Source organism: Devosia sp. (genome assembly GCF_028290645.1).
In the GTDB taxonomy this organism is placed as follows: domain Bacteria; phylum Pseudomonadota; class Alphaproteobacteria; order Rhizobiales; family Devosiaceae; genus Devosia_A.
In genome coordinates, this window is the sequence record NZ_JAQGJL010000405.1 from 1 (window position 1) to 10013 (window position 10013).

10 protein-coding genes are annotated in these 10013 nt (G+C 65.9%); 7 read left to right on the forward strand and 3 right to left on the reverse strand.

Annotated features, from left to right (window positions below):
- The 4 genes from JWQ89_RS21425 to JWQ89_RS21440 form a co-directional block, all read left to right on the forward strand.
- A partial coding sequence (locus JWQ89_RS21425) for a dihydroxy-acid dehydratase (protein WP_299644529.1) occupies nt 1-1233 on the forward strand: 1233 nt, incomplete at its 5' end.
- Between the two features lie 263 nt (nt 1234-1496).
- On the forward strand, nt 1497-2414 hold the full coding sequence (locus tag JWQ89_RS21430) for a transporter (protein WP_299644532.1): 918 nt from the start codon (nt 1497-1499) through the stop codon (nt 2412-2414).
- The gene (locus JWQ89_RS21435) at nt 2414-2536 is read left to right on the forward strand and encodes a hypothetical protein (protein ID WP_299644535.1); all 123 of its coding nucleotides are present in this window, start codon (nt 2414-2416) and stop codon (nt 2534-2536) included. Before JWQ89_RS21430 ends, JWQ89_RS21435 begins: the two co-directional genes overlap by 1 nt.
- Before the next feature lie 398 nt (nt 2537-2934).
- Complete coding sequence (locus tag JWQ89_RS21440) at nt 2935-3519, forward strand: hypothetical protein (RefSeq protein ID WP_299644537.1); 585 nt, start codon at nt 2935-2937, stop codon at nt 3517-3519.
- A gap of 178 nt (nt 3520-3697) precedes the next feature.
- Here the strand turns inward: JWQ89_RS21440 and JWQ89_RS21445 are convergent, their stop codons facing one another.
- From JWQ89_RS21445 to JWQ89_RS21455, 3 genes are read right to left on the reverse strand one after another with little or no spacing between them, the layout of a single operon-like run.
- A complete protein-coding gene (locus JWQ89_RS21445) occupies nt 3698-5242 on the reverse strand; it encodes a hypothetical protein (RefSeq protein ID WP_299644539.1) in 1545 nt (514 codons plus the stop codon).
- A gap of 22 nt (nt 5243-5264) precedes the next feature.
- Nucleotides 5265-6206 carry a DUF6384 family protein gene (locus tag JWQ89_RS21450; protein WP_299644541.1) on the reverse strand — a complete coding sequence of 314 codons (942 nt, stop codon included), beginning with the start codon at nt 6204-6206 and terminating at the stop codon, nt 5265-5267.
- A 27-nt stretch (nt 6207-6233) separates the two neighbouring features.
- Entirely contained in the window at nt 6234-7418 is a 1185-nt protein-coding gene (locus tag JWQ89_RS21455) for a cell surface protein (RefSeq protein ID WP_299644544.1), read from the reverse strand.
- Nucleotides 7419-7657: 239 nt separating this feature from the next.
- On the opposite strand from JWQ89_RS21455, the gene JWQ89_RS21460 reads away from it, so the two are divergent.
- The 3 genes from JWQ89_RS21460 to JWQ89_RS21470 form a co-directional block, all read left to right on the forward strand.
- Nucleotides 7658-8119, forward strand: coding sequence for an SRPBCC domain-containing protein (locus tag JWQ89_RS21460; RefSeq protein ID WP_299644545.1), 462 nt, complete (start codon nt 7658-7660; stop codon nt 8117-8119).
- Nucleotides 8120-8356: 237 nt separating this feature from the next.
- Nucleotides 8357-9367 carry a BMP family ABC transporter substrate-binding protein gene (locus JWQ89_RS21465; RefSeq protein WP_299644548.1) on the forward strand — a complete coding sequence of 337 codons (1011 nt, stop codon included), beginning with the start codon at nt 8357-8359 and terminating at the stop codon, nt 9365-9367.
- Nucleotides 9368-9444: 77 nt separating this feature from the next.
- Nucleotides 9445-10013: ATP-binding cassette domain-containing protein (locus tag JWQ89_RS21470; protein ID WP_299644551.1), on the forward strand; the 569-nt coding region annotated here is incomplete at its 3' end.

The following is a 10013-nucleotide window of genomic DNA, read 5'->3' on the forward strand; positions in this document are numbered from 1 at the left end:
GTCCGCCAGCTCTATGCCGAGGGCAAGGTCGGCCGCGCCGAACTGCTCGAATCCGAGGCCAAGTCCTACCACTCCCCCGGCACCTGCACCTTCTACGGCACCGCCAATTCCAACCAGATGCTGATGGAGATCATGGGCCTGCACCTGCCGGGCGCCAGCTTCGTCAACCCCAACACGCCGCTGCGCGAAGCGCTGACCCGCGAGGCCGCCAGGCGCGCCCTGTCGCTCACCGCCGAGGGCAACGACTACACTCCGATCGGCCACATCGTCGACGAGAAGGCCATCGTCAACGGCCTCGTCGGCCTGCTTGCCACCGGCGGCTCGACCAACCACACCATGCACCTCGTCGCCATCGCCGCCGCCGCCGGCCTCAAGGTCACCTGGGAGGACATGTCCGAGCTCTCGGGCGCCGTCCCGCTCCTCGCCCGCGTCTATCCCAACGGCATCGCCGACGTGAACCACTTCCACGCCGCCGGCGGCATGGGGTTCCTGATCCGCGAACTGCTGGAAGCCGGGTACCTGCACGAGGACGTGAAGACCGTCTGGGGCGCCGGCCTCTCCGGCTATGCCGTCGAAGCGAAGCTCCTCGAAGACAAGCTCACTTTCGAGCCCTCGCCCGCCGTCTCCGGCAATCCCAAGGTGCTGGCGCCGGTGAAGGACGCCTTCTCCGCCAATGGCGGGCTCAAGGTGCTGTCGGGCAATATCGGCAAGTCGGTGATCAAGGTCTCAGCAGTAAAACCCGAGAACCGCGTCATCGAAGCCCGCGCCCGCGTCTTTCACACCCAGGAGGGCCTGCAGGCCGCCTTCAGGAACGGCGAACTCAACGGCGACGTCATCGCCGTCGTCCGCTTCCAGGGCCCCAAAGCCGTCGGGATGCCCGAACTCCACAAGCTCACCCCGCAACTCGGCATCCTGCAGGACCGCGGCCACAAGGTGGCGCTGGTCACCGACGGCCGCATGTCCGGCGCCAGCGGAAAAATCCCCGCCGCCATCCACATGACCCCCGAAGCCTCGGACGGCGGCGCCATCGCCAAGATCCGCGACGGCGACCTCATCCGCCTCGACGCCAACGAAGGCACCCTCACCTTCATCGGCGACGAGCGCGAATTCCTGTCGAGAACGCCGGCCACCGAAGACCTCCGCCGCGAGCATTTCGGCATGGGCCGGGAGCTGTTCGCCGGGTTCCGGGCGCTGGTCGGGACAGCGGATCGCGGGGCGAGCGTATTCGGCTGAGCCGTGCACAGAATCAAAGCAGCTAAGTGATCGGCAAATGCCGAAAAGTCTGGGCCGGGCTACTGGGGCGCTCGGTCGTCGGCATGCGAGCACCTGACGTTCGCTGTGGATACCGTGCCACGCAACGTGCCGATGCGTTCGTCGACATCGAGAAACTTCTTGGCCTTACTTTAATGCAAGTGCACTGTCTTCACCTTGGGGGCCGGTGCTGACGCGCGCTGGCTGTGACGGTTGCCGAGGTAACCGATCAACAGGAGGCAAGCGTGCTTGCAAGAATAGCCATGTCGGCGGTGGCATCCGTATCGATGGTCACCGACGCGCTGTCCTGGGATGGGGCGCGGGCATATCATCTGCGTCCTGAAGGCGCGAGCGACATCAGCCTGACCGTGACGCTCCTGCACGCTGATGGCACGATTGACCTCGGTGGGAATGTTGAAGAAGGCACCGAGCTGGACGTGAGCGTCCTGACCCCAACCTATCACCGATCCTTCGATATCCTCGGCAATGTCGGAACAGTTCTGATCGGGCTGCCGGTGGGTAACGTGTCCTTCGAGTCATTGTCTGGGATCATTGACGTGGATACGGGTTTCGCTCAGGGCGATTTGCTCGTCGGCGGGACGCTGGGACTTGTGGGGACGCCATCGCTCTCGCTTATGGAGTACGCCCAGCACAAGCCGGGATTCCAAGCCGCGGTCGCAGCGAAGCTGTTCCTTCCCACCGGCGACTATGACCCGGACAGAATGCTGAGCTTGGGGCAAAACCGGTGGTCGTTACAGGCGAGCCTGCCCATCAGCTATGTGCTGGGGGATACGATGATCGACCCGGAACTGACGACCCTTGAAGTCATGCCGGTGGTGCAGATATTCGGCGATAACGACGATCCGTTCGGCGCCGCCGTGACCAGCCAGGATCCGATATTCGGAATAGAGGGCCACATCACCCGTAACTTTGGCAACAGTGTGTGGGCCGCCCTCGATGGCTACTACGAGATCGGCGGTGAGACCTCCAGGGACGGCGTCGCTCAGGGCGATGGACTGGAGACATTGGCGCTCGGCGCAACCCTCGGTCTGGTACTCAGTCCTTCCCTCGCAATGCGTATCAGCTACCGCGAACTGGTCTATTCCAATGTGCCGGACGGCTCGGCGCGGTCCCTGGAGGTCACCTCGGCTTTCCTTTTCTGATGGCTTGGGGTTTCCTCGCCAAGGCCATCTTCAACATCCAGAACAAGGCCCCGTCGCGGACCGACTTCCCCCAGTTCGCCCATCGCTCGCATTTCCTCGCCGACGAAAAGGGCGGGGAATAAGTCGCAACCACGCCCTGGACCGAGCCAACGCGGTGAGTGGCCAGCCACCACCACTGACCAGCCGATGCGGTCTCCGACCAAAGCCCCACAGGCGAAAACCCGCGGCGCTTTTCACGCTCGAGCCAGGGCGAAGCGCGAAGCACGGCGCCTTGTGGATGGGTCTCCCTCCCCCTTGCGCGGGCTTCGAGCCAGTCGAAGGCAAAATCGCTCCCATGGAGCGATTTTAGGGGAGAAGGCCTTGAGAACTATGCTTGAAAAGGCTGGGACAGGGGTGGAAGTCCACAGCCACCAAGCTTTGCAGTCTCCGCTGCACGCCGTTCGCGCCATTCCCCCGCACCAAGGAATCTCGTACCCATCTGTGGACGCCCCGGATATCCATCGGGGCAGGGGAGGGGTTGTTGATCCGCCGCATCGTACGTTTCGCCGCCGCCTTGGCGCTCCTCGCCCTCGCCGCCTGTTCCTCGATCCCGCTCGGCACCGCAAGCAAGATGCGCGGCCTCGACTATCTCAACGACGACCTCGCGAGCCTCCTGCTCGCATTTGACGTCCCGCTGACGCTCGAGCCGGTCCCCGGCGCCTCGACCCTCGGCTTCGACATCACGACGCCCGCAAGCGGCGAGCGCCACGTCGCGGCGATCCTCGTCGAAACCGATCCCGGCGAGCTCGCCGGCACGCTGCCGCCGCCCGCCGACGGCCGCAACTACTACCTCCTGGGCTTCTCCGAGGCGGACAAGCAGGCCATCCGCGAAGCCCAGGCCTGGGCCAAGACCCTGCCCGCCGGCTCCAACGCGCCCGCCATCTCGCTCAGCCCCCGCTTCTGCCGCACCGCCGAGATCGACGCTGCGAAAACCAATATCTCGGTTCTCGTCGCGCTCCCCGGCGCCACCGGCCTCGCCCCGCTGCTGAGCAACCAGTCGCTGGCCACACTGCTCGCTAGTTCCCCGATCAAGGATCTGCCCAATTGTGCCGGACACTCGGGGTAAGATGCGCTACCCGACCCGCAGTCGGGACTCCCTTCTCCCCTTGAGGGAGAAGGTTGCGCGAAGGCCGGATGAGGGGTCCCGCAACCAACGGTTGCGAGTCGGAGCGAAGCGACGAGCGACACAACGGCGCCGAGGCACTGCGCCGCCGGCAAACGGAAAAGGCAACCCGTCGGCGCCCCTAGAACCCTCCGCCGGTCTTGAACCCGCCGCTGGTGCGGTTGCCGCTCGAGCCGGTGCGCGGCCGCGAAAAGCCGCCGCCGCTCGATCCGCCGCCACCGCCGAAGCCGCCGCCGCCGGTCGGCAGCCGGCCCCAGTTGCCGCCGAACCCGCCGTTCGACCTTCCGCCCGATGCCCCGCCGCCGAAACTCGAGTCCGGCCACTGGAAGCCGCCGCTATTGCCGCCCCAGGGCGAATCCTGCCGCGGTTGCGAATAGCCCCCGCCGGTCCAGTTCTGGCTGCGCCGCCACTGGCCCCAGTAGTCCGCCGCAGTGATCCCGCCGCGCAGGAAATCGTTGAGCAGGTCGCCCACCAGCTTGTCCTCGCCGAAGCTCGAGCGCGGGTTGTCGAAACCCTGCTTCTTGAATTCGTACTGGATGTCCTCGAGCTCGCGCCGCCGCGCCGCCAGCGTCTTCAGCCGGCTCTTCTGCTCGCGGCTGTCGCCGTCTTCCTCGATCGCCCGCTGCCGCGATTCATCGATCTGCTTGACGATCGTGTCGTCCTGCCCGGTCTCGGTGGCCCGGGCCTGAGCGAGCAGCGTCTTGATGTCCTCGCGGCCCAGTGCCTCGGCCAGCCCGTTCACCGCCGCGCTGAACGCCGGGTCGCTCCCCTGCGCCAACTCGCGCTGTTCGCGGGCCCGCTCGTCGCGCTTGTCCTCGGCCGCCACCATCTCCTGGTCGATCGCCGCAATCCGCGCTTCCGCCTTTTCCAGCGCCTCCCGCGCCGGCCTCCCGCCCGCCGCGTCGACTGCCGCCTTCTCGAGCCTCGTCACCGCTTCGCCCGCCGCCGCCGCGATCTGCTGCTGGCGGTCGGCATGCTCGCGCAGCCGCAGCGGAATCTCGTTGAGCATGGCGAAATTGACCCGCGCCTCGGGGTATCCGACCATCCGCGCGATCAGGCTGTCGAGATACTGGATCAGGTTGTTCTCGCGGTAGTTCTTCGTGCCGAAGCCGCGCTCCCATAGGTACATGAACAGCGGGTCGTCGCGATACGGCCGCCCCTTCTGCTCGCGGTCCGCCTCGGCCTGCTGGGTCTTGCGGATGCTCTCGCCGGCCACCGCCGCCAGCTCTTCGGCCGTCTTGCGCTTCTGCGCATAGTCGGGGTTCTTCACCGCCTCGACCGACACCCGGTCGGCCAGCGCTTTCAGTTCGGCCTGCGCCGCGGCCGCCGCGGCGGCCTTCTCGGTGCGCTCCTTGGCGAGCGCCGCGATCTGCTGGTCGAGCCCCTTGAGCTCCTCCTCGGCGGCGCTGAGTTCCGCGCCGTGCCTGCTCAGCATCTCGCGCGCCTTCACCTCGGCCTGGCTGAGCCGCCCGCTGAGCTCGGCCTGGATGGTCGGGTCCAGCCGCACCTCCGCGAGCTGCCGCAGCAGTTCGCTCTCGGTTTCCTTGAACTTGGTGACCAGCTCCGCCGAGCGCGCCAGGCGCTTGGCGATCTCGTCCTCCTCGCGGCGGATGTCGCGCAGCGCCTCGTCGAGCGAACGCAGGGCCTCGGGTCCGGAAAGGCTCATGCCAAGACCCGCGTGCAGGTTTTTACCATTGCGTCACGGCCCCGCCCAGCACTGGAACAACATAGTCGAGATCGAGAAAGCCGAACTGCTTCAGCCCGAGCACGTTGCGTTCGAGGATGCCGTCGTCCCGCTTGTCCGCCTCGACCGCCCGATAGGTGCTCTCCGGCACCCGGACGCCCCAGATCGCGACGTTCTCGGTCTTGCCGTTCTCTTCGTTGGTGATGGGCAGAGTCAGCGGCTTGCCGTCGGTCCCGATCGCCTCGACCACTACATAGTAGTTCGTCGCCGCGTTGTTCACCTCAGGGATGCGCCAGAACGCCGAACGCTCGCCCTCGCGATTTACAACTCTCAGCTGGTATTCCTGCCGCAACTGGTCGCGCAGCCCGGTCAGCGAGGCGATCGCCTGCTCGGCGCCCGCCCGGTTGCCCTCGGCGGCGGCGGTCTTGCCGAGTGTCCGCATCTGTTCGGCCTCGCCGACCGCCTGCTGCACCTTGGTCTCTTCGAAGATCGTCTGGTAGAGCGCATCCATCTGCGCCGGCAGCTTCTCGCTGAGCTCGATCCGCGCGCCCTCGACCTGCTCCTGTTGATAGGGCTGCCACGCGAAGAAATAGCCGCCGAGCCCGATGACCAGCACCAGCGCCGCGGCCAGCGTTGCCGGTCCCCATTTCCTCCGGCTCACATAGAGCTTCGCGAGGCTCACACCCAGACCCGGCTTCGGCGGCGTATAGGCAAAGCGGCTTTCGTCGAGCGCCTTGACGCCCGCGATCAGCACCTCGTCAGTCACCTCGATGCCCTGGTGGCGATAGATCTCGCGCAGCTTGTCGATCAGCTGCTGCTGGCGGGCATCGCCCGCGAGTTCGCGCTCGACCAGGTCCTGCCGGTGACGGAGCGTGTCCACCACGTCCATCGCCAGCATCACCTCGTCGAGCGGAGCCTTTTCGGCGGTCGCCGTCGTCGTGCTCATCTGGTGCGAGCCTGCGCGTTCCCCGGCCTAGCTCTTCTGTTCGAGCAGCAGTGCATTGCCATCGGCCGCCAGTTGGGCGAGGCGGCGCTTGCCGTCCTCCACCGCGTCGCGGATCTCCGCCGAGTTCTTCGTCGCCTGGTCGCGCATCTCGTTGACGATCAACCGCGATTTCTCCTGGAATGTCACCACCGAGTCGACGAGCTTCTTCACCGCGTCGGCGCGGATCGTCGGGCCATAGCCGGCCTTCACCGCCTCCTCGCCCACCCGGTCGCCGATCTCCGACAGCGTCTCGAGGCTCTTGGACATGCCTTCCTTCATCGCATTCAGCGTCTCGGTCGATTCATGCAGTCCGAACAGCCCCGTGAACGAGGCGGAAAGCGCCGTGAACACCGTCTCGTTGGTCGAAAAGAACGAGATCGCCTGCTGGTACACCCGCTCCTTGGCCTGCGTCGTCTGCATCAGCCGCGCCATCACCACTTCCGAGGTCGAGTAGGAGATGGTGAGGTTGTCAGAGAGGTCCTTGGCGATCTGGTAGCGCCGTTCCTCGTTCTGCAAATCTTGCAGCTTCTCGTCGCGGTCCAGTTCGAGCCTCGCCCGATCCGCGGGCGTCCCTTCCTTGAACGCGGCGAGCGCATCGCTCGCGCCAGAAAGGCTCACCTTCTTCTCGTCGAGCTTTTTCGTCGCGATATCGAGCAGTTCGAGCGCCATCACCTCGGCCTGCTTCAGCGCGCCGCGGAAATCGCGATACGCCTCGAGGATGATGTGCTCGCGATCGACCTGGTTCTTGGTCTCCCTCGAAACATCGAGATAGGTGCCGCGGATCTTCTCGAAGCGCGTGGCGATGTCGCCGCGGCTGACCTTCATCCACACGTTCGACACCCGCTCGACCAGATCGAGCTTGCCGTCGTCGAGCTGGTCCACCAGCCCCTTGGCGTCGTCGCGGATCGAGTTGAAGCTGTTGGTGATGTCGTTGTAGCGCTCGCCGACATTCATCGCCGCGACCTGGCTGCGCACCACCTCGTTGAAGGCGCCCGCCTGGGTCAGCGTGCGGCCGATGAGGATGACCTTGTTCTCGTCGAGCTCGGTGATCTCGTTGAGGAGGCCCGTGATCGGCTGGTCGGTGGGCTGCTCGGGCCAGATGCCCAGCTGCTTGATCGCCCCCATCGCCTTGTCGAGATATTGCAGGGGCTTATCCATCACTTCAGTGGCCATCTGGATGCGTTTCCCTTTGTCGGTCACCTTGGGGTGACATGATTCCCGTTACCCGCGCCGGATGACAATGTTGCTGATGCCGCCGCGGCCTGTTTTGCGCGATATGGTGCTAAAAAGCCTCACGAAAAGGGGCGGTTTCGAACTTTGCCGCGAGCGTTGCAGCCATACCGCGGTTGCGGCCCGGCGAAGCGACCACTAGCTTCCGCTCGAACAGTGGCAACAAGAGGGGAAACGGCCCGATGGAATTCGGCGGCAGGTATCTGGTTTCGGCGCCGCGCCATGCGGTCTGGCGGGCGCTCAACGATACCGAGGTGCTGAAGGCCACCATTCCGGGTTGCCGCCGCATCGACTGGACCGGCGAGACCACGCTCGAACTCGAGATCGAGGTCAATCTGGGCCTGATGCAGCCGGTCTTCACCGGCGATCTCGAACTGCGCAATGTCATCCCGGCCGAGCGCTACACCCTCGCCGGCAGGGGCCGCGGTGGCCTGCTCGGCAAGGCCGAAGCCGCTGCCGACATCGTCCTCAGCGATGCCGGCCACCACACCACGCTGGTCTTCACCGCCAACGGCGGCGCCGACGGCGGCATCATGCGGCTCGGCAAATCCCTCATCGGCTCCTCCGCCCAGAAGCTGATCGACGGCTTCTTCGAGCGCTTCGGCGAGGCGATGGGGGTGGAGGTCACGCCGATCGCGAGCTAGCCGTTGGGCAACCAGCGGACGGAGCCCACTCGTACGCGTGAGCCTAGCCACCACAACGCCCCGCATCCGCGCCGCCATCGCGCGTAAACCCTCGCGAACGAATTTTGCCCACTTGGTCAAAATTTGCGCACCACCCTCTTGCAGAGTGCGGCTTTCGAGGATTGTATTCCTCCCCAACGCGCCGGGCTGTCAGGGCGGCATGTGCCGTTGCCGGACGCGATACAGGGAGACTGATCCATGAACTACTTCACCAAGCGCCTCGGGGTGCTCGCCGCAGGCGTGGCGATGTCCGTATTGGCCGCCGGAACTGCCCTCGCCGACCCCGCCATCATCTATGACCTGGGCGGCAAGTTCGACAAATCCTTCAACGAGGCCGCCTTCAACGGCGCCGAGGCATGGAAGAAGGAAACCGGTGGCGCCTATATCGATCTCGAGCTGCAGAATGACGCGCAGCGCGAGCAGGCCCTCCGCCGCTTCGCTTCCCAGGGCGCCAACCCGATCGTGATGGCCGGCTTCTCGTGGGGCACGGCGCTCGGCACCGTCGCAGCCGAATTCCCGGACACCAACTTCGTCGTCATCGACGCCGTGGTCGATGCGCCCAACGTGCAGTCGATCATTTTCGACGAGCATACCGGCTCGTTCCTCGTCGGCGCGCTCGCCGCGCTGAAGTCGCAGACCGGCACCGTCGGTTTCGTCGGCGGCATGGACGTGCCGATCATCCACAAGTTCTACTGCGGTTACGCCCAGGGCGCCAAGGCGGCCAATCCGGACGTCAAGCTGATCGAGAACTACACCGGCACCACCCCGGCCGCTTGGAACGACCCGGTGACCGCCGGTGAGCTGACCAAGGCGCAGTTCGATGCCGGCGCCGACGTGGTCTTTGCCGCCGCCGGCGGTTCGGGCCTCGGCGTGCTGCAGGCCGCCGCCGACGCGGGCAAGTTCGCCATCGGCGTCGACAGCAACCAGAACTACCTGCATCCCGGCGCGGTGCTGACCTCGATGCTGAAGCGCGTCGACGTCGCCGTCACCAACGCCTTCAAGGAAGGCGGCGACGACGCCACCTTCAAGCCCGGCATCAAGGTGCTCGGCCTCGCCGAGAGCGGCGTCGGCTATGCGCTCGACGACAACAACAAGGCGCTGATCGACGACGCCACCAAGACCAAGGTCGACGACCTGTCGGCCCAGATCCAGTCCGGTGCGATCCAGGTGCACGACTACACCACCGACAACACCTGCCCGGGCGTCTGAGCCAGGACGTGACTGCGCCCGTCGAACACGGTGACACTTCAGCACGGCGGCCCCCCGGGGCCGCCGTCACTTCCGATCTGGCCATCGAGCTGATCAAGATCAACAAGCGCTTCGGCGCCGTCCACGCCAACCGCGACATCGACCTTCAGGTCAGGCGCGGCACGGTGCACGGCATCGTCGGCGAGAACGGCGCCGGCAAGTCGACGCTGATGTCGATCCTCTACGGCTTCTATACCGCCGATTCCGGCGAGATCCGGGTCGACGGCACCCCGCACGCCATCACCGACTCCCGCCACGCGCTGGCGCTCGGCATCGGCATGGTGCACCAGCACTTCATGCTGGTCGACAATTTCACCGTCCTCGAGAACGTCGTGCTCGGCGCCGAGGACAGCGCCATGCTCGGGCCCAGCCTCGCCCGCGCCCGCGCCGAGCTGCTGCGGCTCGAACAGGACTACAACCTCGAGGTCGATCCCGACGCCCTCATCGAGGACATTTCGGTCGGCGCCCAGCAGCGCGTGGAGATCCTGAAGGCGCTCTATCGCGGCGCCGACGTGCTGATCCTCGACGAGCCCACCGCCGTGCTGACGCCGCAGGAGGCGATCGAGCTCTTCGGGATCATCCGGAGCCTCCAGGCCGACGGCAAGTC